Consider the following 22,313-nt stretch of genomic DNA (forward strand, 5'->3'; position numbering starts at 1 on the left):
CCGACGACGAGGAGACCCGCCCGTGGACCAGCTGCAGGAGCACGTGATCGACCCCCTGAGCACCATCCTGTACTCGTACGTGCTCATCTACCTGCTCATCGGCGCGGGCCTGTACTTCACGCTGCGCACGCGCGCGGTCCAGGTGCGGCTGTTCGGCACGATGCTCCGCCTCGTCGGCGGCTCGCGCGGCGAGGCCAAGGGTGGGATCTCCTCGTTCCAGGCGTTCTGCGTCGGGCTCGCCTCACGCATCGGCACCGGCAACATCGCAGGGGTCGCGATCGCCCTGACCCTCGGCGGGCCCGGCGCGATCTTCTGGATGTGGGTCGTCGCGCTCGTCGGCATGGCGACCGCGTTCGTCGAGTCGACGCTCGCGCAGATGTTCAAGGTGCGTGCCGAGGACGGCAGCTTCCGCGGCGGGCCCGCCTACTACATCCAGCGGGGCCTGCGCTCACGACGCTGGGGCGTGGTGTTCGCGCTGCTGCTCATCTTCGCGTTCGGGTTCGCGTTCAACATGGTGCAGGCCAACACGATCTCCGACGTGCTGTCCACGAGCCACGGCGTCTCGTCCGGGTGGACGGCGGTGCTGCTCATGGTCCTGGCCGCGCCCATCCTCTACGGCGGGGTGCGTCGCGTCGCGACGTTCGCGGGCGTCGTCCTGCCCGTCATGGCGCTCGTGTACGTCGGGCTCGCGCTCGTGATCATCGTCCTGAACCTCGGCGCCGTGCCCGACGTGCTGCGCCAGATCGTCGAGGGCGCGTTCGGGCTCGACGAGGCGCTCGCGGGCACCGCGGGCGGGATCCTCGCCGCGCTGCTCAACGGCGTCAAGCGCGGACTGTTCTCCAACGAGGCCGGCATGGGCAGCGCCCCCAACGCCGCCGCGACCGCGACCGTCTCGCACCCCGCCAAGCAGGGCCTCATCCAGTCGCTCGGCGTGTTCGTCGACACCATCGTCGTGTGCTCCGCGACCGCGTTCATCATCCTGGTCGCCGGCCCGAGCGTGTACGACCCGGGCGCCACGACCGAGGCCGCCGGGGCGTCGCTCACCCAGGCCGCGGTCGCCGCCGAGCTCGGCACCTGGACCACCTGGCCCATGACGATCCTCATCGCGGTGTTCGCGTTCTCGTCGGTCGTCGGCAACTACTCGTACGCCGAGGTCAACCTCACGTTCCTCGGGATCCACGGCAAGGCCCTGACCGCGCTGCGGACCCTCGTGCTCGCCGCGGTAGGCGTCGGGTCGCTCGTCGCGCTCGAGGCTGCTTGGGCGCTCGCGGACGTCGCGATGGCCCTCATGGCGATCGTCAACCTCGTCGCGATCGCGCTCCTGGGGCGCTGGGCGTTCGGCGCACTGCGCGACTTCGAGGCGATGCGGCGGGCGGGGCGCGACGACCCGTTCGTCGGGGTGGGCAACCCGCACCTGCCGGGCGACCTGCCCGGCGACGTGTGGTCGGGTCAGGAGACGTCCCACAGCAGCCGGTAGTACGCGATCTTCGCGGGGTCGGGCGCGATCCCGTACGCGTCGTACACGAGGTGCTCGTAGCCCGGTCCGTAGTTCCACTCGGTGCTCCACGCGGCGACCGCGAGGTCGGCCCAGCGGTCCGCGACCCCGAGCGCACCGAGGTCGACGTGCGCGGCCCACGACCCGTCGTCGTGCAGCAGGGTGTTGGGCGCGCACGCGTCGCCGTGGCAGACGACGAGGTCCGGGTCGGGCACGTCCGCGAGGCGTGCGAGCACGTCGGCCGGCGTCAGGTCACGGTGCTCGGGGTGCCACGAGTCCGGGCCGTCGCCCGCGTCGATGCGGTCGCGCGCGTTCGCGGCCCGCTGCGGGGCGGCCCACGAGTACGGGCAGTCGAGCAGCGGCAGCGCGTCGTGCAGCGCGCGCAGACCGGCCCCGACGGCGCGCGCGGCGACGTCCGGCGCGGCCGACCACCGTGGCTCGACCGCGGACCGGCCCGGGATCGTCTCGGTCAGGAGCCAGGTGCCGCCGTCCGACCCGGGAAGGCTCGCGGCGGGCGCGGGCAGCGTGATTCCCGGCACGGCCTCGACGCGGCCGTGGCGGACGACGCGGGGGACCGGGGTCCAGCGTCCGGCCCAGACCAGCCGCTGGGCCTCGTCGTCGAGGTCGACCCCCGCGAGGTCGGGCGACCACTTGAGGTGGTGACCCTCGACACGGAACGTCAGGCCGCCCAGGCCGTTGCGCCACACCGCGGTCGCGCCCGCCGGGTCGACGTCGCACGAGCGCAGCACCTCGGCCAACGGGTCGGGCAGCGGCACGGGCGTGCGCGGGGCGGAGGCGAACGGGGGACGGGTCGGCAGGTCGGAGGTCACCGGTCGATTATGCGTCGGCGCCGCCGCCGAGATGGCCGGCCCCGGTGCTCGTGACCGCGTCGCACGCCGCGACGAGCCGCGCGCGCAGCGCCTGCCCGCGCTCGGCGAACGACCGCTGGTGGCGCACGTACTCGGCCTTGCCCTCGGGAGTCTCGATCCGCACCGCGGGCTCGTCGTACGACGAGACGTCGTAGGGCGAGGCCCGCATGTCGAGGTAGCGGACGTCGCGCGCGAGCTCGAAGCAGTCGAGCAGCAGATCGCCCGGCACGGCGGGCCCGAGCTTGAGCGCCCACTTGTACAGGTCCATGGTCGCGTGCAGGCAGCCGGGCTGCTCCATCGCGGGCTGCGTCGCGCGCGTCGGCTGCAGCCGGTTGAGCTCGCGCGCCTCGGGCGTGAAGAACCGGAACGCGTCGAAGTGCGAGCAGCCGATGCGGTGCGACTCGACCACGGTGTCGGTGCCCTCGTGCCCGAGTCGCAGCGGGAGCGCGTGCCGCTGGTCGCGCCCGCGCCGGGCGTCCTGGTAGACCATCGCCCACTCGTGCAGCCCGAAGCAGCCGAGCTGTGCTGGCCGACCGGCGGTCGCGCTCACGAGCGCACCCACGAACCGCACGGCGTCGCCCCGGTCGGCGAGGAACGCCTCGACGTCGAGCGTGACGCCGGTGCCGCCGTCCGCCGTCTCGACCTGGCGGTGCCAGCGCGAGCGTGCGCGTTCGGCGATCTCCTCGGTCGCTGCGAGGTCGGACGGGTCGGCGGTCAGGACGACGCCCGCGCCCGGGTGCCAGCGGCGCAGCTGCGCGACGCGGGTCGGGTAGTAGGTGTAGAGGAAGTCCTCGATGGCGTGCTTCTCGCCGCGGGCCTGGGCGGCGCGGCGGACGGCGGTCAGTGCGTCGGCCCGGTCGGCGTGGTCCCGCGCGTGCTCGGTCCATGCGCGTGCGTCGAGCGCACGGAGACCTGGGGCGACGGGCAGGGGCATGCTTCAAGCGTAGGCGCCACGGCCGGGCGCCGACGACGTCAGGCCAGGACGTCGCCGTCGACCACGAGCGAGCCGTCGACCATGCGGGCGGGCGTGGCCGTGACGACGGCGGACGTCGGGAGCGGTCCGAACGCGTGCGGGTACCTCTCGCTCGCCGGGTCGGTGGGGTCGCCGGGCTCCTCGCGCACGTCGACGCCCGCGACGGCGAGCTCCGGGCGCGAGACCTCCAGGAGCGTCAGCGGGCGGGTCTCGTCGGCGAAGCCCCTCGGGAAGATCGCCGCACCGGCGCTCAAGAGCTTGAAAAGATCGCTGAGTGCGGCAGCCAGGACGGATGCTCCGAAGGCGACGCGTGCGGTCTCGTCGCGAGTGAGTAGTGCTGCAGTGGCCGGATCAGGAGCTCGAGCGTGCGGACCAGCTCTCGCCCGGTGAGCAAGTGCCGACCGCAGAGCTGTCGCCGTCGTTGACGCGACCGAGCCTGCCACTGGCACGTATGGGACTGCTGACAATCTCACGGTTGCAGACCTGCACACGTAAGACGTTGTTGCTGGCGGGCGAGGGGAGATTGACACAGCCGCAGATGCTTGCATTGGCAATGGTGGTTCACCATTGCGATGGAGTCGCGATGAGCGTGAAATGCATTGAGGGATGGACTCCCGCTCAGCGGGCGGCGGCTGATGGTAGGGTTTGCGGCGCTCAATGGGTCTATAATGGTCGCGACTCCGGTTCGAGAGAGCGGGAATGCGCTAAGGGCCTGGATTTCAGGGGGAGTGGTCGCGTCTCTTCTGCGGATATTGATCACGCTTATGACCTGCAACTCGGGGGGCATTGACGATCCTTCGAGCATGAGCCCGCTCGATCGTTCGGTGAGTCGGAGTTTGGGGCGCCAGGTTCAAGCTCAGGCCCTACCCACGGGACTCACGCCTGGCGATGTTGTTTTTTCGATGGTGACTTCAAGTCGATGTTGGGGGATGGCCTGTGTTGAGTTTTGAAGGTGCGATGGTTGCTCGGACTGATGCCGGGATGTTCGCGCTTTGGCAGGCTGGAGCGTTCGCTTCGGAAGCAGATGCCAAACTCTGGGAAGAGGACTTCAACGAACCAGGGGCGTTGGAAGCGAGCATCCGAGAGGGGATCCTTGTTCCGATCAACCTCGGGATCGATGGTGCCTTCAAGTTTGTGGTTCGGGTTTGTGATGACATCGCGAGCTTGAGCGAAAGGGAGCGCAAATTTGCTGCGTTCCAATCCGATCCCTATCGCGTGCTCTCCAAGGGTGAGCTCCGTCTGGGCGCAATCGACTCCATCGGAATCGGTGGCGGTGAAGACCTGATGATTGTCCCGGTCGCTCCCGGTGCGTATCAAGTTCGGGTCTGCCTGATCGATTGGATGAGCGAGCCGGGTGCTGAGGTCGACGGCGCTCCTGCCCCCGATGCCCTGCCTGACTTCGTTGTTTCCATCGCACCGGCGCCTGCGAATCTGAAGTATCGGTTGTCGATCGAGACGTTTGATCGGCCCGATAGCTAGGGTCACTGCACAGTGGCTCGTCGCAGACGAGGGCATCGGCGTCGGCCTGAGGCCACGGTGAGGTTGGTGTCACGCGCGGGCGCCGACGACGTCAGGCCAGGACGTCGCCGTCGACCACGAGCGTGCCGTCGACCATGCGGGCGGGCGTGGCCGTGACGACGGCGGACGTCGGGAGCGGTCCGAACGCGTGCGGGTACCTCTCGCTCGCCGGGTCGGCGGGGTCGCCGGGCTCCTCGCGCACGTCGACGCCCGCGACGGCGAGCTCCGGGCGCGAGACCTCCAGGAGCGTCAGCGGGCGGGTCTCGTCGGCGAGGACGAACCCGGCGACAGCGGTGACCTGGTGCCGGTACGACAGGTGCACGAACCCGACCTCGTCGAGGCTGAGCCCTCGTGTCGAGCGCGCGTACGTCCCGGCGTCGAGGGCGTCGTCCCACTCGTGCGCGAGCGCGAGGTGCCACAGGGTCGGTGGGGTGTGCTTCGCGACGAGCCGCGCCGGAGCGCGGGCGGCCCACGCGTCGAGGACCAGCTCGGCGAGCTCTGCCGTGCCGATCGTGTCGAGCCGCGCGAGCACGATCGCGTAGCCGTCGAAGTGCGGGGTCGTGAGGTAGACGGCAGGGTCGGCCGCGACGAGCTCGTGCTTGGTCTCCTCGTCCGCGACCCAGGCGGCGAGCACGGGTCCGTCGGGTGCGGCGTCGCCCAGCGCGGCACGGTCGGCGGGGCGCAGCGGCCGTTCGCGCACGAACACCGCACCGTGGACCGTCCACGCGTGCTCGGTGCGCGCGCTCGTCGCGGGCAGGGACAGCGCGATGCGTTCGACGTCGGTCCACGTGTTCACAGGACACTCCTCCCGGCGGGCCACGGCGTGGGCGCGGGCTCGAAGTAGAGGTCGGCGTGGCGGGCGCACCCGGGGTTGAACGCGGCGCCGCAGCGCGGGCACGTCGACCCGCAGCCGAGGTACTCGTCGACGCTCAGCTCGCCCCGGCACACGCCGCACAGCACCGCGGGTCGCGCGCGCTCGGCGACCGGCCACGGCACGGCCTCGTGGTCGGACGACGTCGCGTGGCACAGGTGGCACGGGAAGTACCGGTCGCAGCACCAGAAGCGCAGCGCGACGACGTCGAGCACGGTCGCGTAGTGCACGCACCGGGTCTGGTCGTCGACGGTCGGCCCGTGCACGGCGGGTCCGCCGGGACCGCGGGGGCCGCCGGGACCGCGCCCACCGTCGTCCGCCATCAGAACAGCGCGACCTTCGGGGCCGGGGGGAAGATCTCGTCGAGCGCGGCGAGGTCGTCGGACGACGGCACCCAGGTCGCGGCGTCCGCGTTCTGCGCGATCTGCTCGGGGCGCGTCGCCCCGGCGATGACGCTCGTGACCTGCGGGTGCGACAGGAGCCAGCCGAACGCGACCTGCAGCTCGGTGACGCCCCGCTCGAGGCAGAACGTGTGCAGGCGGGCGAGCGCCTCCCACGGCGCGGTCTCGAGCAGCTCGGGCTTGTTGCGCACCAGACGCGAGTCCTGCGGTCGGACGTCGCCCGTGTACTTGCCCGTCAGCAGGCCGTTCGCGAGAGGGAAGTAGGGCAGCACGCCCAGCCCGTACGCCGCGGCGGCGGGCAGCACCTCGAGCTCGGCCCGACGGTCGACCAGGTTGTAGTGCGACTGCGACGAGACGAACCGGGTGGTGCCGGCCGCGCGGGCCACGTGCTCGGCGTCCGCGATCTGCCAGCCCGACCGGTTCGAGTGGCCCACGTACCGGACCTTGCCCTGACGCACGAGGTCGTCGAGCGCCGCGAGGGTCTCGTCGATCGGGGTCTCGTCGTCTGGCGTGTGGAACTGGTACAGGTCGATGTGGTCCGTGCCCATGCGCTGCAGCGATCCCTCGACCGCCTTCATGACGTAGCGGCGCGACCCGCGCGCCCGGTAGTCCGGGCCGTTGAGCCCGCGCACCGGCATGCCGAACTTGGTCGCGATCACGACCTCGTCGCGGCGCGAGCCCAGCGCGCGCCCGAGGAACTCCTCGCTCAGGCCCGGCCGTGCACCGTAGTTGTCGGCGGTGTCGAAGAACGTGACGCCCGCGTCGAGCGCCGCGTGCACGACCTCGCGCGAGCCCTCGAACGTCGACGTGACCGCGTTGGACCGGCCCAGGTTGTTGCACCCGAGGCCGACCGTCGTGACGGCCAGGCCCGAGCGGCCGAGCCGGCGCAGGTCGCGGCGGGGAGCTGGCGTGGGTACGGAGGCGGTGGGCATGACAGCGATCGTAGACCTGGGTGCGGGCGCACGATTTCAGACTTATGCGAGACAGATTGTGGAATGAGACCGTCCTTCACCAAATATCCGTCATATAGTTACATCTTGCTGGCGTGCTGGATTCGTCCCGATGACGAGGGTTCCGCTCGCCCACGATCTTCCGCCGGGCGTCCGCCCGCGAGCGCGAGACGGATGGAGCAAAGGTGTACAGGGGAAAGTTGCGTCCGCGTCGGACCACCCGCGACGACCCGCGCCTCGCGATCGGGACGTGGATCGGGAAGACCTACCGCCGACGCCGACGCCGCGAACGACTCGGCCGACTCCCTGGCCCTCGCGGCCTGAACCACTCAACCCTGCGAGTCAACTAGATTTGGGGCAGTCCCGAACAAGGCTCGTTGAAAGTAGGTGTCGGGGCAAGACCCCTTGGTAGGAATTCGTACGAACGAGATGGGACTCGCATGTCGTCAGACTGGAGAGCAGAGATTGTGGAGTGTGGTGACCTCGTGCAAGACGACGACGAGGTCACGCCGCCCGGCGAGGCTGAGCGCCGCTGGAATCGGTACGTCGATCTGGCCGATTCTGTGAATGGAAGCGAGGGGTCCTCCGGCGTCGCTGCGATCGTTTCCTCCCTGAGAGCTGAGGAGGATTACGGGGCGTACCAGGCAGCGCATGCGGCTTTGGGTCGCTTCCCTCATTCGGACCTCGGTCAGGGAGTGGCCGATGCATCCAGAGAACTCCTTTCCATACCCCAGGACCAGAGTGGGAACGTCCTGCTAATCCTGATCCGTTCTGGTCCTGCGGCAGTGAAGTCCTTCAATGAAGCTATTCGAGCCGCCGATCCGGACGTTCGCGTCTCGGTCCGTGAACTTGTTGAGTTTCATGAATCCGAGGAGTGGCTCTCGGAAGGTCACGCCAAGAACGTTCTTCTGACTCCACGGGCATAGCAAAGAAGCGTTCATCGAAAGCCGCAATGGCAATGGAGGGAGTCTTGACGGCAACGGTGATGTCAACGTCGGCGGGAGGCGGGTTCTGCAGGCGGGTCGCCATGGCGATCGGCGAATTCAAGGAGTTGGAGATGGATTGCGAGGCGATGAAGGGTCACCATGCTAACGTGAAGATCGACAAAGGTGGCGCTGCACGTGAGTGGGCAGTGCCTTGGAGTGGTACATCGAGAGATCCTGCGAGAATGTTTGGCGGTAGTTCGTGACGCTCGACGGTGTATACGGAACCAGGCCCGACCACCTGCCTGGCTCTATGGTTCGAGTGGTTCGGGCAGGTCAGCAGGGTGCCAGACTGGTGACTCGGGTCGGGCGGCCGGGCGTGCAGTTGATGAACCTGGATCTGCATCTCCAGTACGAGCGTGAAAGCCTCAGTCGGTACCCGCGGAGATCTGACGGTACAGTCGCGTGGAGCGCTGTTGCTGATGGTTTGGTGATCATTTCGATGGAATCGGGTTCCGCCGATCTGACCGCCGTAATCCAACAGTTCGCCTCGGGACCTGGCAGCCTGGTCTTCTTCTGGGCGAGCCTGGCGGTTCCGAGTGTAGAGATGGAATACGAATTGTCCATCTCTCTCCTGCCCGAAATAACCGAATCCTTACCGGAGTTCTGGATATACTCTCCCCGCGATCGCATAGTCGTGGAGAACTCGTTCGATGGCGTAGTGACTGTGGCCCGTGTTCCTGTGGGCGAGGATTCCCAGAGTCCTCCGTAGCGCCGTTTGACGGCGGCGCCGATGGCAACTTCAGCGGAGGATGACGAACAGTGAAATCACGTCTTGGACGTCCGACTACGAGGGCGTAGCTCGTGACGCGGCAGATGAGTTGAGGGGTATTCTCACCAGTGCTCTCATCGGCCGCCGCGTTGTAGGTGGAGCAGGACGATGGCCGCGGCGGTGCAAGCCGGTCGGATCGCACACGACCTGGATGATTCGACGATGGCCGCTGTTGTGTCCCAACCGGCACCGCGGCGGCCCGTGTACCTCGGAGGACAGAGAATGAGCCACGGATTGCCCATCGAAGCAGCTGGAGGTGCCCTGAGGGGGCTGGTGCAGTCCGCGAGCGGTGGGCGAGGGGATCTTCCATTCGAGGAGCTGATTGGTACGATCCGGAAGTTCGCAGAAATTTCCTTTGATGTGCCCGCGACTGACGATGCCGATGGCCTGCTCTTCCAGTATGGCCGCGCGGGGTGGCTTCCTGGTTCAGCCTTCGTATTTGGGTTTGTTCGACAGTTCGAGATTGTTGGTCAAGACGGCGATCACGAGTGCTTCTCGCAGGCTGGGATTGAGTATCGATTTCCGATGGATGCCGATCTGGAGGCAGTCGGAGGCGGGGTGAGTTGGTGGTTCCCGGGGAGCGGCACCTCGCTCGACTCATGGCTCGATGAAATCGGGTCGGGGCCAATCTGGGGACTGGTGTCGAGAAGGCTCCCGAGTGGCGTGATTGTTTCTCAGGAAATGGTCTGATCGTCCGCCTTCGCCAAATTGTTTGATTGGGGCATTTCTGAGGGCTCGTGGGAATGAAGTGTCCCGAAGTCCGCTCCGAGGGGAGGGGGAGGGGTCCTCAATGTTCGAAATAGCGATCCTCTTGATCTGGCAGGCCGCATCGTGGGGTCTGGAAGGAATGAGTGTGAGGTACGTCAAGGTGGCATGGAGCCATGAGCTCGAAGATGAGCCGGTCCTCTATCTGAGCGAGCTCGGCGAAGACGGGTGCGAGAATAGGAAGATTCAATTCTTCCGCGACGGCAAGGTCGAGTGGGCGGACAAATTTCATGAGACAGCAAGTGTCGGTCTCTCTGAAGTCGCTTTCCCGCTCGATCTTCGAGAAATCTCTGACCAGCCGGGGTTCTCGGCTGCAGAGATAGCTCCGGAAGAGTTCGAACGGGAATGGGTAAAGGATCGTTCGATGGAATGAATGGTGGCTCATCTGCGATGAGCCTCTTTCGATCGAGTTGCTCCGGCAACTTGAGGTGCTCGATGACGAAGCTGAACACGGGTCGTGTCGCCCCTCGACACGAGTTCCTCGCCGAGAGGGCTCCGGAGATGTCACAGCTGAAAGTGCCTCAGTCAGGCTGTTGCGATCGCCCAGACCGCCCGGCTCTCCAGGTGCAGCGCGCCGTCGACGGCGAGCCCGCTCGTGATCGCGTCGAACGCGACCCGCATGGCCTCCTGCGTCCCGGCCGTGTTCGCGCGGTACACGGCGCCGATCCCGGCGACACCGCCGGCGACGGCCCGCCAGACGTCCGCGGGCACGACGGTCCAGGTCCACGAGAGCTCGCCCGCGTCGACGTCGCTCGCGCCCGCGGCACGGTGCAGACCGGCGAGCCCCTCGGGCGTGCGCTCGAACTCGAGCGCCGGGTCGAGCGTCGCGGGAGCGGGACGGTACGCCCCGGACAGCTCGATCATCGCGTCCCACACGACCGCCAGCGGGTTGGGGAACGTGCCCCAGATCGCGGTCGCGGCCACGCCTCCGGGCCGCACGCAGCGATGCATCTCGGCGACGCTCGCGCGCGGGTCGGCCACGTGGTTGATCACGAAGTTCGCGACCGCGGCGTCGAACGCCCCGTCGGCGACGGCGAGCGCTGGCAGCGTGCCGAGAGCGAACCGCGCCCCGGGCGCACGCGCCGTCGCGGCGGCCAGCATCCCCGGGTCGTGGTCGACGCCCGTGACCAGGAACCCGGCCTCCGAGGCCCGCCGCGCCAGCATCCCCGTGCCGGTCCCGACGTCGAGCAGCGCCCCGGGCGGTCGGACGACTTCCCTGACCCGGTCCAGCAGGTGGGCGTGCGTCCCGGCGCACAGGTGCGCGAAGCTCGCGTCGTACGCGGTCGGGTCGGTTCCCTGCACGGCGTCCTCGTCTCGTTCGTCGCCCGGGTCGGCGGAATCGTGCGCCACGAGCCTCGCCCAGGGCCGCCATGCGTCGTCCGACCGGCCACCATGTGAGAACGAGATCGTTCCCACGGCCCCGGCGACCTACCTTTCAGGTATGACCGATTCCCCCACCGAGCCGTTCGACGCCCCCACCGGGGCCCACGGCAGCACACCCTCCAAGGAGTCCGAGTCCTACACGCACGGCCACCACGAGTCGGTCCTGCGCTCGCACCGCTGGAGGACCGCCGAGAACTCGGCCGCGTTCCTCCTGTCGTCGCTGCATGACGGCGCCACCCTGCTCGACGTCGGCTGCGGCCCCGGGACGGTCACCGTCGACCTCGCCGGGCACGTCGGCGGGGGCCGCGTGATCGGCGTGGACGCGTCCGCGAAGGTGCTCGAGAGCGCCCGCGAGCTCGCGACGACCAAGGGCGTGACGAACGTCGAGTTCCAGCAGGCCAACGCGTACGAGCTTCCCTTCGCCGACGACACGTTCGACGTCGTCTTCGCCCACCAGGTGCTCCAGCACCTGTCCGACCCCGTCGCGGCCCTGCGCGAGATGAAGCGCGTCGCCAAGCCCGGCGGCGTCGTCGCGTGCCGCGAGTCCGACTACTCCGCGATGACGTGGTACCCCGACTCGCACGGACTCACCGAGTGGAACGAGCTCTACCACGAGGTCACGCGCGCGTACGGCTTCGAGGCGGACGCCGGACGCCGCCTGCTGGCCTGGACGCAGGACGCGGGCTTCGCGCCCGAGCAGATCACCCCCTCCGCGGGCGTGTGGTGCTACTCGACCCCCGCCGACCGCCAGTGGTGGGGCGGGCTCTGGGCCGAGCGCTGCATCGCCTCGAACTTCGCCGTCCAGGCCAAGGAGTCGGCGCTCGCGGACGACGTCGCGCTCGAGCAGCTCGCGCAGGACTGGCTGCGCTGGGCGGCCGAGCCCGCGGGCTGGTTCGCGGTGCTGCACGGCGAGGTGCTCGCGCGGGTCTGAGCCCCGACGCGCACGGGGTCGGTAGGCTGACCCCGTGCGCATCGCGAGATTTACCACCGGAGACGACCCCCGCTACGCCTTCGTCCAGGACGAGGGGGACCGCACGTTCCTGGCCGTGCTCAGCGGCGACCCGCTCTACCAGCCGGCCATGCCGACGGGCGAGCGGATCGAGCTCGGGGACGGCGTCCGACTCCTGGCCCCCGTGATCCCGCGCTCGAAGGTCGTGGCCGTGGGCCGCAACTACGCGGACCACGCCAAGGAGATGGGCAACGACGTCCCGACGTCGCCGCTGCTGTTCTTCAAGCCCAACACGTCGGTGGTCGGCCCGGACGACCCGATCGTCCTGCCCGACTTCACGCAGGAGGCGAGCTACGAGGCCGAGCTCGCGATCGTGATCGGCCGCCTCACCAAGGACGTCACGCCCGAGGCCGCGCCCGCGTACATCCTGGGCTACACGGTCGCCAACGACGTGACCGCGCGCGACGCGCAGCGCACCGACGGGCAGTGGGCCCGCGCCAAGGGCTTCGACTCGTCGTGCCCGCTCGGCCCGTGGATCGAGACCGAGCTCGACGTCGAGGACGTCGCGGTCCGCTCGCGCGTCAACGGCGAGACCAAGCAGGACGGCCGCACGGCCGACATGATCTTCGATATCCCGTTCCTCGTGTCGTACATCTCGGAGGCGTTCACGCTGCTCCCGGGCGACGTGATCCTCACGGGCACGCCCGCGGGCGTGGGGCGCATCGACGCGGGCGACCGCGTCGAGTGCGAGGTCGAGGGGCTCGGGGTGCTCAGCAACCCGGTCGTGCGCCGCTGACGCACGCGGACGTCGCGGTCCGCGGCCCTCGCTAGACTGCACGGCGTGATCCCTGCACCCGGCACCTCGCCCGTCCGCGTCCGCTTCTGCCCGTCCCCGACCGGGACGCCGCACGTCGGGCTGATCCGCACGGCCCTGTTCAACTGGGCCTACGCGCGCCACACGGGCGGGTCGTTCGTGTTCCGCATCGAGGACACCGACGCCGCGCGCGACTCGCAGGAGAGCTACGACCAGCTCCTCGACGCGCTGCGCTGGCTCGGCCTCGACTGGGACGAGGGGCCCGAGGTCGGCGGCCCGCACGCGCCCTACCGCCAGTCGGAGCGTGCCGACCTCTACCAGGACGTCATCGCGAAGCTCGTGGCCGGCGGGTTCGTGTACGAGTCGTTCTCGACGCCCGAGGAGTCCGACGCGCGCAACGCCGCGGCCGGGATCAAGACCAAGGGCTACGACAACTTCGACCGCACGCTCACCGACGAGCAGCGTGCGGCGTTCCGGGCCGAGGGCCGCGAGCCCGTGCTGCGCCTGCGCATGCCCGACGAGGACGTCACGTTCACCGACCTGATCCGCGGCGAGATCACGTTCAAGGTCGGCACGGTGCCCGACTACGCGATCGTGCGCGCCAACGGCCAGCCGCTGTACACGCTCGTCAACCCCGTCGACGACGCGCTCATGGGCATCACGCACGTGCTCCGCGGCGAGGACCTCCTGAGCTCGACCCCGCGCCAGATCGCGCTCTACCGCGCGCTCGTCGAGATCGGTGTCGGCTCCGAGGTGCCCGAGTTCGGCCACATGCCGTACGTCATGGGCGAGGGCAACAAGAAGCTCTCCAAGCGCGACCCCGAGTCGAACCTGTTCCTGCACCGGGAGCGCGGGTTCACCCCCGAGGGGCTGCTCAACTACCTGTCGCTGCTCGGCTGGTCGATCTCGCCCGACAACGACATCTTCACGGTCGACGAGCTCGTCGAGGCGTTCGACGTCGCCGACGTGCTGCCGAACCCGGCGCGGTTCGACCTCAAGAAGGCCGAGGCGATCAACGCGACGCACGTGCGCCGCCTCGCGCCCGAGGACTTCCGCGACCGGCTCGTGCCCTACCTGCACGCGGGCGGGTTCGTGCCCGCGACGTCGTTCGCCGACCTCGACGCGCCGACGCAGGCGCTGCTGACGGCGTCCGCGCCCCTGGTCCAGGAGCGCATGGTGCTGCTCGGCGAGGTCACCGGGATGCTCGGGTTCCTGTTCACCGCTGACGACGCGCTGACCGTCGAGGACGACGCCCGCAAGGCCCTGCGCGAGGAGTCGCCCGCGGTGCTCGACGCCGCCGCGGCCGCGCTCGACGCGCTCGACGACTTCACGGCCGAGCCGATCCAGGCCGCGCTGAGCGCCGCGATCGTCGAGGGCATGGAGATCAAGCCGCGGTTCGCGTTCACGCCGCTGCGCGTGGCGGTCTCGGGCCGCCGCGTCTCGCCGCCGCTGTTCGAGTCGATGGAGCTGCTGGGCAAGGCCTCGACGCTCGCCCGCCTCGCGGCGCTGCGCGCGACTCTCTGATGCCCGCCCGCGTCGTCGGCGTCCTGCTCGACGTCGACGACACGCTCGTCGACACCCGCGCGGCGTTCGCGCACGCGATCGACGCGGTCGCCCGCGTGCACCTGCGCGCCCTGCCGCACGAGCGGTACGGCGAGGTGCTCGCGCTGTGGCGCGCCGACCCGCACGGGCACTACCGCGCGTACACGCGCGGCGAGGTCACGGCGCACGAGCAGCGCGCGGCACGCGCGGAGGAGCTCCAGGCCGCGTTCGGCGGCGCACCGCTCGGCGCCGACGGGTACGCCGCGTGGAACGACCTGTTCTGGGGCACGTTCGAGGCGTCGTGGCGCGCCTTCGACGACGCCGCGGACGCCGTGCGCGACCTTCTCGCCGCAGGCGTGCGTGTCGGGGCGGTGACCAACGCGCCCGTCGAGCAGCAGACACGTAAGCTCGCGCGCGCGGGGCTCGCCGACCTCGTGCCGGTGCTCGTGGGCGTCGACACCCTGGGGTTCGGCAAGCCCGACCCGCGCGTGTTCGTCGAGGGCTGCCGCCGGCTCGGCACCGACCCGGCGGGCACGGCGTACGTGGGTGACGAGCTCGACGTCGACGCGCGCGCTGCGCGGGCCGCCGGCCTCGTGGGCGTGTGGCTCGACCGGCCCGGGACGCGGCGCGGCGGTCCGCACCTCGAGAGCGCCGCGGTCGCGCGGGCCGACGGGATCCCGATCGTCGAGGGGCTCGCCGAGCTGGGCGGTGCGCTCGGGCTGTGAGCAGCGCTGCCGTGGCGTGATCGGGCGGCATCGTGCCGGGAGGCGGGCCGCCGTGCGGGCGGGCCGTCGTGCCGGTGGTCGGCCTCAGGTGAGCAGCAGCACGCCCGTGAGTGAGACCGTGAGGATCACGAGCCACGACAGCGCGCCCAGCGCGAGCACCCGCCGCCCCGTGCGCACCAGGTGCGGCAGGTCGACGCCGAGCCCCATCGCGAACATCGCGGCGACGAACAGCCACGTCGCGAGGTGCGTCGCGCCCGTGACCCAGGCGTCGGGCAGTACGCCCGTGCTGCGCACCAGCACCGCGACCACGAACCCGACCACGAACCACGGCACACGGGCGCGCGGGCGGGCTGCGCCGTCGTCCGCCACGGGCGCGCGACGCGCGGCGACGATCCCGGCGCCCGTGACGAGCGGGGCGAGGAGCGCGACGCGCGCGAGCTTGGCGACCGTCGCGGTCGCGAGCGCGGTCGCCGAGATCGTCCCGGCCGCGGCGACGACCTGCGCGACCTCCTGCGTGCTCGCGCCGATCCAGAGCCCGGCCTGGTGGTCGTCCAGTCCGATCAGCCCGGCGAGCCACGGCACCACGAAGATCGCGAGCGAGCCGTAGATCGTCACGAGCGCGAGGGCTCCGGCGAGGGCGTCGTCGCGCTCGGCGACCGACGCGGCGTCGTCCGTGCTGCCGGGAGCGTCGTCGACCACGCCCTTCATGGCCGAGACCGCGGCGGCCCCGCAGATCGAGAAGCCGGTCGCGACCAGCAGCGTCGTGACGCGCGGCACGCGCAGCCACCGACCGATCAGCAGCGTCGCGCTGAACGTCGCGCCGACGGCGACGACGATGACGACGAGCCCCTGCCACCCCAGCGCGAGCATCTGCGGGATCGACAGCTGCAGACCGAGCAGCACCACGGCGACGCGCAGCACGGTCGAGGCGACCCAGTCGGTGCCCGCGCGCGTCGCGCCGAGGAACGCACCGCGACGGCCGGTCGGCTGCGAGCGTGCGCCCACCAGCGACCCGATGACCGCGCCCAGCAGCAGCGAGAGCACGAGCGGCGAGATCGTCGGGGTCAGGTGCGCGACCCACAGGACGGCGAGCGCGGCGACGACGGTGACGAGCACGCCGGGGAGTCGGCGACGGAGCACGGGGTGCGGCGCCTGGTGGGCGGGCGCCGTCGTGGGGCGGGTGCTGGTGGCGGTCATGGTTCCACCGTGCCGGGCGCGCGCCGCGTCCGGTAGGCCGGATCCCCTTCGGAGCCATAGTCTGGGTCTATGGAGACTCGTGCGTCGTCCCGTGCCGAGCGGACCAGTCTCGCCGCGCTCGAGCTGCTCGTCGCGACCGACCTGCACGGGTCGATCTCGGCGGGTGCCCGCGCGCTCGGCGTCTCGCAGCCGACCGCCTCGGCTGGCCTGCGCCGACTCGAGCGAGCGCTCGGCCTCGACCTGCTCGCGCGCGGGACGCGCGGCACCCACCTGACCGAGACCGGGCACGCGACCGCGGCCTGGGCGCGCGACGTCATCGACGCCTCGGACCGCTTCGAGCACAGCGTCGAGGCCCTGCGCAGCGCGCCGAGCGCGCGCGTGCGCCTCGCCGCGAGCCTCACCATCGCCGAGTACCTCGCACCCCGCTGGCTCGCGTCGCTCGCCGCCGGCGGGGACCGGCCCGACGTCGAGCTCGTGGTGCGCAACTCGCGCGAGGTCATGGAGCTCGTCGTGGCGGACGACGTCGAGCTGGGCTTCGTCGAGAGCGGCACGGTGCGCCGCGGGCTGAGGTCGCGCACGTTCGCGCGTGACGAGCTCGTGTGCGTCGTGGCCGCCGAGCACCCGTGGGCGCGACGGCGGTCCGTGACGCCCGCCGAGCTCGTGGCCGGCGGGCTCGTGGTGCGCGAGCGCGGGTCGGGCACGCGCGAGACGCTCGAGCGCGCGCTGGTCGCCACGGGTGACCGGCTGCCCGCCCACCTGCCGTACCTGGGCTCGACCGCCGCGGTCAAGACCGCCGTGCGGCACGGGGGAGCGGTCGCCGTGCTGTCGTCCCTCACGGTCGCGGACGACGTCACGCACGGCACGTTCGTGCGCGTGCCCGTGCCCGGGCTGGACCTCGTGCGACGCCTGCGCGTCGTGTGGCGTGACGGCGTCGAGCTCAGCGCGACCGCGCGCCGGATCGTGGCCGCGGCGATGCGGTGAGCGCCCGAGCGAAGTGCCGTGCGGCCGCCGCGGAGGGTGCGGCAGGTGTCGCTGGTCACAGCCCCGGTCGCGCATTTGGTGGCAGGCGTCCGACCCGGTAATGTTCTCGCTCGGTGAGACCACCGGAAACGGCCGCGAGTTGGCGGTCAGAACCGGACAGGTCGGACCATTGGGGTATGGTGTAATTGGCAGCACGACTGGTTCTGGTCCAGTTAGTCTAGGTTCGAGTCCTGGTACCCCAGCGCAGAGCGCTGAGCATTCGTCCGGTCCGCCGGAGCGGTTGCGCTAGAGTTCTCACCGGCACGGCATCCTCGGATGTTCGCGCTTAGGCCCCCATCGTCTAGCGGCCTAGGACGCCGCCCTCTCACGGCGGTAACACGGGTTCAAATCCCGTTGGGGGTACGAGTCGCTCCACCTCGGTGGCGCGATGCATGTCGTTCGGCAGCCTCGGCTGCGGGACGTCCTGGCCCCCATCGTCTAGCGGCCTAGGACGCCGCCCTCTCACGGCGGTAACACGGGTTCAAATCCCGTTGGGGGTACGTACGCCGCACGCGCGGCACGAAGGCCCGGCACCCGAAGGTGCCGGGCCTTCGTCGTACCCGGCTCAAGCTGCCTCGACGTCGTCCCCGGCTCTCGCTGCCTCGACTCCCGACTCCCGGTGCCCAGTGCCTGGCTCTCGGTGCTCGTCACCGCAGCTCCACCGCCGACCGCGCCATCTGTCGCAACCCGCCGCCGACCGCGCGATCTGTAACGGATTTCCGGCCGAAACCGTGACAGATGACGCGGTCGGCGGTGGGGCACCGGCTGCCGACGGTGGGGCACCGGCGCTCGGCGGCGGGCCGGCGGTGGAGCTGCGGGCGCGGCGGCCGCGCTACGGCCGGGGGTCCTCGCCCAGGTGCACGTAGGTCGAGCGGGACTCGGACGACGTGTCCCAGCCCCGCGCGTCGTCGTCCGCGGTCACGGGCTGGGTCGCGGGCGAGCCGACGTGGCGCCCGGGGCGCGGCGGAGCGGGCGGGGTGGCGGACGCCGGCCGGTGGACGGGTCCGTGCGGGACCGGGGCGGTCGGCTCGCGGCGTCCGACGCGTGTGCCGCCGGTGCGTCCGGGCACGACGACCGGCTCGGGGCCGACGGGCACGGGGCGCACGGTCGGTGCTCCCGGGGTGGACGCCCGGCCGCGGCCGCCGGGGCCCGGGGGGTCTCGGGGCTCGTCGCGGTCCGACGGGCCCTCGTCCTCGTCGTCGGGGGCGTCGTCCTTGCGCGATCCGCCGGGGTTGAAGAGCGTGTCGCACAGGAGTTGGTAGGTCGCGTCGGGGGCGCGCACGTAGTCGATCTGGCGCAGCGCCTGGTCCTGCCCGGCGGACTCGAGCAGGAACTGCCCGTAGCCGAGCACTCGCCCGAGGATCGAGCGCGAGTAGTTCATGTCGGTGACCTTGCCGAGCGGCATCATCGCGACCTTGTGCGTGATGAGGCCGAACACGAGCAGCAGGCGCTTGTCGGTCGCGACGAACCACTCGGTGCGCCACTCGAAGATCCGCCACACCCAGTGCAGCACGAGCGCGAGCCACAGGAACCAGATGACGTCGCCCTGCCCGCCCGTCGGCCCGCTGAGCGCGGTCGCGGCGAGGCCGACGACGACGAACGAGACCGCGACGAGCGCGGTCTCTGGGAGGATCACGGCCCAGTGCCGACGCGTGGCGACCACCACGCGCTCGTTGGGCAGGATGTAGCGCGTGAGGATGCGACGGTGCAGCCGGACGTTCTCGGCGGTCTCGGGCACGATCGCTCAGCCCCCTCGGCTCAGCTGATGAGGGTCTGGAAGAACGTACCGATGCTCGCGAACGCCATCGCGATGACGTCCCAGATGCCCTTGATGACACCTGCGGACTTGTCCGGGCTCTTGACGACGGCGTAGACGAGGAAGCCGATCACGATCCACGTCAGGGCCAAGCGGGCCTTGGGAGGCATGTGAGCTCCTCGCTCGGGGGTAGGTGCGCGCTGGAAGTGTACCCATCCGGGTGCATCGTCACGCTGCACCGTTTCCGGCGATTCGGGGACCTGCGTCCCGCATGCCCGAGGGCCGGCTCACTCGCCCGAGCGGCGCAGCACCTCGGTCAGGCGGTTCGCGGCGGCGACCAGGCTGCCCGAGTGCAGGCGGCCGGGCTGGCGAGTGAGTCGCTCGACGGGGCCCGAGATCGACACGGCAGCCACGACGCGACCCGAGGGGCCGCGCACGGGCGCCGAGACCGAGGCCACCCCGAGCTCGCGCTCGCCGACGGACTGGGCCCAGCCGCGACGTCGGACGCCCGAGAGGATCGTCGCGGTGAACTTCGCCTCGCGCAGGCCGCGGTGCAGGCGGTCCGGCTCCTCCCACGCGAGCAGGATCTGTGCGGCCGAGCCGGCGTGCATCGTGAGCGTCGCCCCCACGGGGATCGAGTCGCGCAGGCCGACCGGGCGCTCGGCCGCGGCGACGCAGATGCGGTGGTCGCCCTGGCGGCGGTACAGCTGGGCGCTCTCGCCCGTGTGGTCGCGCAGGGCCATGAGCACGGGGTTCGCGGCGGCGAGGAGGCGGTCCTCGCCCGCGGCCGTGGCGAGCTCGTTGAGGCGCGGGCCGAGCACGAACCGGCCCTGCATGTCGCGGGCCACCATGCGGTGGTGCTCGAGCGCGACGGCGAGGCGGTGGGCGGTCGGTCGGGCCAGTCCCGTGGAGGTCACGAGCTGTGCGAGGGTCGCGGGGCCGGACTCGAGGGCGCCCAGGACGGACGCCGCCTTGTCCAGCACGCCGACTCCGCTAGTATTGTCCATAGGTCGATATTGGCGTCTCGACTCGTGAGATGCAAGTCCGGGACGCTGCGAGTTTCGACCCTCACGAGCTTTGCGTACTGCGAAGGGCTAGATCTCGCGGATCGCGGCGACATCTGCAAGGAAGGAACATCATGGCCGGGACGCTGGCGGAGAAGGTCTGGGACGCGCACCTCGTACGACAGGGGAGCGACGGTGCACCGGACCTGCTCTACATCGACCTCCACCTCATCCACGAGGTCACGAGCCCCCAGGCCTTCGAGGGCCTGCGCCTCGCCGGGCGCCGGCTGCGTCGTCCCGACCTGACGATCGCGACCGAGGACCACAACACCCCGACGCTGGACATCGACCAGCCGATCGCGGACCTCACGAGCCGCACGCAGATCGACACGCTGCGCGCCAACGCCGCCGAGTTCGGCGTGCGCATCCACTCGCTCGGCGACGCCGACCAGGGGATCGTGCACCAGGTCGGGCCGCAGCTCGGCCTCACGATGCCCGGCCTGACCGTGGTCTGCGGCGACTCGCACACCTCGACGCACGGCGCGTTCGGCGCGCTCGCGTTCGGCATCGGCACGTCCGAGGTCGAGCACGTCATGGCCACGCAGACCCTGCCGCTCGCACCCTTCAAGACCATGGCGATCACCGTCAACGGCGACCTGCCCCCGGGCGCGACGTCCAAGGACATCATCCTCGCGATCATCGCGAAGATCGGCACCGGCGGCGGCCAGGGCTACGTGCTCGAGTACCGCGGCGAGGCGATCCGCAAGCTCTCGATGGAAGCCCGCATGACGATCTGCAACATGTCGATCGAGGCGGGTGCGCGCGCGGGCATGATCGCCCCCGACGAGACCACGTTCGAGTACCTCAAGGGCCGCCCGCACGCGCCCGAGGGCGCCGACTGGGACGCCGCGGTCGAGTACTGGCGCACGCTGCGCACCGACGACGACGCGACGTTCGACACCGAGGTCGTGCTCGAGGCCTCCGACCTCGAGCCGTTCGTGACCTGGGGCACCAACCCCGGCCAGGGCCTGCCGATCTCGGCGAACGTCCCCGTGCCCGCCGAGATCGCCGACGAGAACGAGCGCGTCGCGGCCGAGAACGCGATCGCCTACATGGGCCTGACGCCCGGCGCGCCGCTGCGCGACCTCGCGATCGACACCGTGTTCATCGGCTCGTGCACCAACGGGCGCATCGAGGACCTGCGCTCGGTCGCCAAGGTCGTGCAGGGCAAGAAGAAGGCCGACTCGCTGCGCGTGCTCGTCGTGCCGGCGTCCGCCCGCGTGCGCCTGCAGGCCGAGGCCGAGGGGCTCGACCAGATCTTCCTCGACTTCGGTGCCGAGTGGCGCAACGCCGGCTGCTCGATGTGCCTCGGCATGAACCCCGACCAGCTCGCGCCGGGGGAGCGCTCGGCGTCGACGTCGAACCGCAACTTCGAGGGCCGTCAGGGCAAGGGCGGGCGCACGCACCTCGTGTCGCCGCTCGTCGCCGCCGCGACCGCGATCCGCGGCACGCTCTCGTCCCTCGCGGACCTCGACCTGCCCGCCGACGTCGACATCACGTCGTTCGACGGCACGCCGCTCGCCCCGCTCGACCCCGCGGCCCTCGTCCAGGTCTGAGCCGACCCCCACACGTACTGGAGCATCACCATGGAGAAGTTCACCACCCACACCGGGGTCGGCGTGCCGCTGCGCCGCAGCAACGTCGACACCGACCAGATCATCCCCGCGGTCTACCTCAAGCGCGTGACGCGCACCGGGTTCGAGGACGCGCTCTTCGCGGCCTGGCGCGGTGACGAGTCGTTCGTGCTCAACCAGCCCGCCTACTCGTCGGGCTCGGTGCTCGTCGCGGGCCCCGACTTCGGCACCGGCTCCTCGCGCGAGCACGCCGTGTGGGCGCTCAAGGACTACGGCTTCAAGGTCGTCCTCGCGTCGCGCTTCGCCGACATCTTCCGCGGCAACTCGGGCAAGCAGGGTCTGCTCGCCGGGATCGTCGCGCAGGAGGACGTCGAGCTGCTGTGGAAGGTCCTCGAGACCCGCCCCGGCACCGAGGTGACGGTCGACCTCGTCGAGCGCACCGCGACCGCCGACGACGTGACCGTGCGCTTCCAGGTCGACGACTACACGCGCTGGCGCCTCATGGAGGGCCTCGACGACATCGGCCTCACGCTGCAGCACGAGGCCGACATCTCGGAGTTCGAGGCCAACCGTGCCTCGTGGCGCCCGAAGACGCTGCCGGCCAAGCACCTGCCGCCCGTCGAGATCGAGGCGGCGCGCCCCGTCGTCTGACGCCGCACCCGCCACGGCCCGTCCCCTCCCCGGGGGCGGGC

The 22,313-nt window shown here is 70.6% G+C and carries 23 protein-coding genes and 3 tRNA genes; 15 read left to right on the plus strand and 11 right to left on the minus strand.

Annotated elements, in window-relative coordinates:
* The first annotated feature begins 22 nt into the window (after positions 1-22).
* The gene (locus tag CLV28_RS06260; protein WP_100422484.1) at positions 23-1,477 is read left to right on the plus strand and encodes an alanine/glycine:cation symporter family protein; all 1,455 of its coding nucleotides are present in this window, start codon (positions 23-25) and stop codon (positions 1,475-1,477) included.
* Here CLV28_RS06260 and CLV28_RS06265 read toward each other — a convergent pair.
* From CLV28_RS06265 to CLV28_RS15800, 3 genes are read right to left on the minus strand one after another with little or no spacing between them, the layout of a single operon-like run.
* Entirely contained in the window at positions 1,450-2,325 is an 876-nt protein-coding gene (locus CLV28_RS06265; protein WP_239073379.1) for an aminoglycoside 3'-phosphotransferase, read from the minus strand. The two genes, CLV28_RS06260 and CLV28_RS06265, sit on opposite strands and share 28 nt — an antisense overlap.
* Positions 2,326-2,332: 7 nt before the next feature.
* The gene (locus tag CLV28_RS06270) at positions 2,333-3,298 is read right to left on the minus strand and encodes a 3-methyladenine DNA glycosylase (protein WP_100422485.1); all 966 of its coding nucleotides are present in this window, start codon (positions 3,296-3,298) and stop codon (positions 2,333-2,335) included.
* 38 nt (positions 3,299-3,336) lie between these two features.
* Entirely contained in the window at positions 3,337-3,591 is a 255-nt protein-coding gene (locus CLV28_RS15800; RefSeq protein ID WP_211281465.1) for a DUF952 domain-containing protein, read from the minus strand.
* A 682-nt stretch (positions 3,592-4,273) separates the two neighbouring features.
* On the opposite strand from CLV28_RS15800, the gene CLV28_RS06280 reads away from it, so the two are divergent.
* Positions 4,274-4,816, plus strand: coding sequence for a hypothetical protein (locus CLV28_RS06280; RefSeq protein ID WP_157802539.1), 543 nt, complete (start codon positions 4,274-4,276; stop codon positions 4,814-4,816).
* A 91-nt stretch (positions 4,817-4,907) separates the two neighbouring features.
* Here the strand turns inward: CLV28_RS06280 and CLV28_RS15805 are convergent, their stop codons facing one another.
* The 3 genes from CLV28_RS15805 to CLV28_RS06300 are packed head-to-tail and all read right to left on the minus strand — an operon-like array spanning position 4,908 to position 7,059.
* Complete coding sequence (locus CLV28_RS15805; protein ID WP_211281466.1) at positions 4,908-5,651, minus strand: DUF952 domain-containing protein; 744 nt, start codon at positions 5,649-5,651, stop codon at positions 4,908-4,910.
* The gene (locus CLV28_RS06295; RefSeq protein ID WP_239073385.1) at positions 5,648-5,992 is read right to left on the minus strand and encodes a CHY zinc finger protein; all 345 of its coding nucleotides are present in this window, start codon (positions 5,990-5,992) and stop codon (positions 5,648-5,650) included. The genes CLV28_RS15805 and CLV28_RS06295 overlap by 4 nt, the downstream gene beginning before the upstream one ends.
* Positions 5,993-6,048: 56 nt before the next feature.
* Positions 6,049-7,059 (minus strand): aldo/keto reductase, encoded by a 1,011-nt coding sequence (locus CLV28_RS06300; RefSeq protein WP_100422488.1) that lies wholly within the window; start codon positions 7,057-7,059, stop codon positions 6,049-6,051.
* Between the two features lie 458 nt (positions 7,060-7,517).
* Between CLV28_RS06300 and CLV28_RS15465 the strand changes: the two genes are divergently transcribed.
* The 3 genes from CLV28_RS15465 to CLV28_RS06310 all read left to right on the plus strand — a co-directional run bounded on the left by CLV28_RS15465 (position 7,518) and on the right by CLV28_RS06310 (position 9,970).
* A complete protein-coding gene (locus tag CLV28_RS15465) occupies positions 7,518-8,003 on the plus strand; it encodes a hypothetical protein (protein WP_157802540.1) in 486 nt (161 codons plus the stop codon).
* A 1,051-nt stretch (positions 8,004-9,054) separates the two neighbouring features.
* Complete coding sequence (locus tag CLV28_RS15470) at positions 9,055-9,522, plus strand: hypothetical protein (RefSeq protein ID WP_157802541.1); 468 nt, start codon at positions 9,055-9,057, stop codon at positions 9,520-9,522.
* Between the two features lie 100 nt (positions 9,523-9,622).
* Complete coding sequence (locus CLV28_RS06310) at positions 9,623-9,970, plus strand: DUF6881 domain-containing protein (RefSeq protein WP_203968320.1); 348 nt, start codon at positions 9,623-9,625, stop codon at positions 9,968-9,970.
* A gap of 152 nt (positions 9,971-10,122) precedes the next feature.
* On the opposite strand, the gene CLV28_RS06315 is transcribed toward CLV28_RS06310, so the two are convergent.
* Complete coding sequence (locus CLV28_RS06315; RefSeq protein ID WP_157802542.1) at positions 10,123-10,899, minus strand: class I SAM-dependent methyltransferase; 777 nt, start codon at positions 10,897-10,899, stop codon at positions 10,123-10,125.
* Positions 10,900-11,038: 139 nt separating this feature from the next.
* Here CLV28_RS06315 and CLV28_RS06320 point away from each other — a divergent pair, with 139 nt between their 5' ends.
* From CLV28_RS06320 to CLV28_RS06335, 4 genes are read left to right on the plus strand one after another with little or no spacing between them, the layout of a single operon-like run.
* On the plus strand, positions 11,039-11,911 hold the full coding sequence (locus CLV28_RS06320) for a methyltransferase domain-containing protein (RefSeq protein ID WP_100422491.1): 873 nt from the start codon (positions 11,039-11,041) through the stop codon (positions 11,909-11,911).
* Between the two features lie 34 nt (positions 11,912-11,945).
* Complete coding sequence (locus tag CLV28_RS06325) at positions 11,946-12,725, plus strand: fumarylacetoacetate hydrolase family protein (RefSeq protein WP_100422492.1); 780 nt, start codon at positions 11,946-11,948, stop codon at positions 12,723-12,725.
* Between the two features lie 45 nt (positions 12,726-12,770).
* A complete protein-coding gene (gene gltX, locus CLV28_RS06330) occupies positions 12,771-14,267 on the plus strand; it encodes a glutamate--tRNA ligase (protein ID WP_203968321.1) in 1,497 nt (498 codons plus the stop codon).
* A complete protein-coding gene (locus CLV28_RS06335; protein ID WP_100422494.1) occupies positions 14,267-15,010 on the plus strand; it encodes an HAD family hydrolase in 744 nt (247 codons plus the stop codon). Before gltX ends, CLV28_RS06335 begins: the two co-directional genes overlap by 1 nt.
* A gap of 84 nt (positions 15,011-15,094) precedes the next feature.
* On the opposite strand, the gene CLV28_RS06340 is transcribed toward CLV28_RS06335, so the two are convergent.
* A complete protein-coding gene (locus tag CLV28_RS06340) occupies positions 15,095-16,207 on the minus strand; it encodes a YeiH family protein (RefSeq protein ID WP_100422495.1) in 1,113 nt (370 codons plus the stop codon).
* Positions 16,208-16,276: 69 nt separating this feature from the next.
* Here CLV28_RS06340 and CLV28_RS06345 point away from each other — a divergent pair, with 69 nt between their 5' ends.
* The 4 genes from CLV28_RS06345 to CLV28_RS06360 all read left to right on the plus strand — a co-directional run bounded on the left by CLV28_RS06345 (position 16,277) and on the right by CLV28_RS06360 (position 17,727).
* The gene (locus CLV28_RS06345) at positions 16,277-17,188 is read left to right on the plus strand and encodes a LysR family transcriptional regulator (RefSeq protein WP_100422496.1); all 912 of its coding nucleotides are present in this window, start codon (positions 16,277-16,279) and stop codon (positions 17,186-17,188) included.
* A 170-nt stretch (positions 17,189-17,358) separates the two neighbouring features.
* Positions 17,359-17,430 (plus strand) — tRNA-Gln (locus tag CLV28_RS06350).
* Between the two features lie 87 nt (positions 17,431-17,517).
* Positions 17,518-17,590: transfer RNA gene (locus CLV28_RS06355), tRNA-Glu, on the plus strand.
* A gap of 64 nt (positions 17,591-17,654) precedes the next feature.
* Positions 17,655-17,727 (plus strand) — tRNA-Glu (locus CLV28_RS06360).
* Between the two features lie 332 nt (positions 17,728-18,059).
* Here the strand turns inward: CLV28_RS06360 and CLV28_RS06365 are convergent.
* The 3 genes from CLV28_RS06365 to CLV28_RS06370 form a co-directional block, all read right to left on the minus strand.
* Positions 18,060-18,965 carry a PH domain-containing protein gene (locus tag CLV28_RS06365; protein ID WP_203968303.1) on the minus strand — a complete coding sequence of 302 codons (906 nt, stop codon included), beginning with the start codon at positions 18,963-18,965 and terminating at the stop codon, positions 18,060-18,062.
* A gap of 20 nt (positions 18,966-18,985) precedes the next feature.
* Positions 18,986-19,153, minus strand: coding sequence for a hypothetical protein (locus CLV28_RS15645; protein WP_170062633.1), 168 nt, complete (start codon positions 19,151-19,153; stop codon positions 18,986-18,988).
* A gap of 117 nt (positions 19,154-19,270) precedes the next feature.
* Entirely contained in the window at positions 19,271-19,990 is a 720-nt protein-coding gene (locus CLV28_RS06370; RefSeq protein ID WP_100422497.1) for an IclR family transcriptional regulator, read from the minus strand.
* Between the two features lie 131 nt (positions 19,991-20,121).
* On the opposite strand from CLV28_RS06370, the gene leuC reads away from it, so the two are divergent.
* Together leuC and leuD are read left to right on the plus strand one after the other, a co-directional pair.
* On the plus strand, positions 20,122-21,603 hold the full coding sequence (leuC, locus tag CLV28_RS06375; RefSeq protein ID WP_100422498.1) for a 3-isopropylmalate dehydratase large subunit: 1,482 nt from the start codon (positions 20,122-20,124) through the stop codon (positions 21,601-21,603).
* Between the two features lie 30 nt (positions 21,604-21,633).
* Positions 21,634-22,272: a 3-isopropylmalate dehydratase small subunit gene (leuD, locus tag CLV28_RS06380; RefSeq protein WP_100422499.1), complete on the plus strand. Its 639-nt coding sequence runs from the start codon at positions 21,634-21,636 to the stop codon at positions 22,270-22,272.
* Positions 22,273-22,313 lie beyond the last annotated feature (41 nt).

It is taken from the genome of Sediminihabitans luteus, assembly GCF_002797595.1.
Classification (GTDB): Bacteria; Actinomycetota; Actinomycetes; order Actinomycetales; family Cellulomonadaceae; genus Paraoerskovia; species Paraoerskovia lutea.

Coding starts and splice junctions, on each gene's coding strand:
- CLV28_RS06320 (WP_100422491.1), top strand. CDS start 11,039: ATGACCGATTCCCCCACCGAGCCGTTCGACGCCCCCACCGGGGCCCAC.
- CLV28_RS06345 (WP_100422496.1), top strand. CDS start 16,277: ATGGAGACTCGTGCGTCGTCCCGTGCCGAGCGGACCAGTCTCGCCGCG.
- CLV28_RS15470 (WP_157802541.1), top strand. CDS start 9,055: ATGAGCCACGGATTGCCCATCGAAGCAGCTGGAGGTGCCCTGAGGGGG.
- leuD (WP_100422499.1), top strand. CDS start 21,634: ATGGAGAAGTTCACCACCCACACCGGGGTCGGCGTGCCGCTGCGCCGC.
- CLV28_RS06270 (WP_100422485.1), bottom strand. CDS start 3,298: ATGCCCCTGCCCGTCGCCCCAGGTCTCCGTGCGCTCGACGCACGCGCA.
- leuC (WP_100422498.1), top strand. CDS start 20,122: ATGGCCGGGACGCTGGCGGAGAAGGTCTGGGACGCGCACCTCGTACGA.
- CLV28_RS06300 (WP_100422488.1), bottom strand. CDS start 7,059: ATGCCCACCGCCTCCGTACCCACGCCAGCTCCCCGCCGCGACCTGCGC.
- CLV28_RS06335 (WP_100422494.1), top strand. CDS start 14,267: ATGCCCGCCCGCGTCGTCGGCGTCCTGCTCGACGTCGACGACACGCTC.
- CLV28_RS06340 (WP_100422495.1), bottom strand. CDS start 16,207: ATGACCGCCACCAGCACCCGCCCCACGACGGCGCCCGCCCACCAGGCG.
- CLV28_RS15645 (WP_170062633.1), bottom strand. CDS start 19,153: ATGCCTCCCAAGGCCCGCTTGGCCCTGACGTGGATCGTGATCGGCTTC.
- CLV28_RS06370 (WP_100422497.1), bottom strand. CDS start 19,990: ATGGACAATACTAGCGGAGTCGGCGTGCTGGACAAGGCGGCGTCCGTC.
- CLV28_RS15465 (WP_157802540.1), top strand. CDS start 7,518: ATGTCGTCAGACTGGAGAGCAGAGATTGTGGAGTGTGGTGACCTCGTG.
- CLV28_RS06310 (WP_203968320.1), top strand. CDS start 9,623: ATGTTCGAAATAGCGATCCTCTTGATCTGGCAGGCCGCATCGTGGGGT.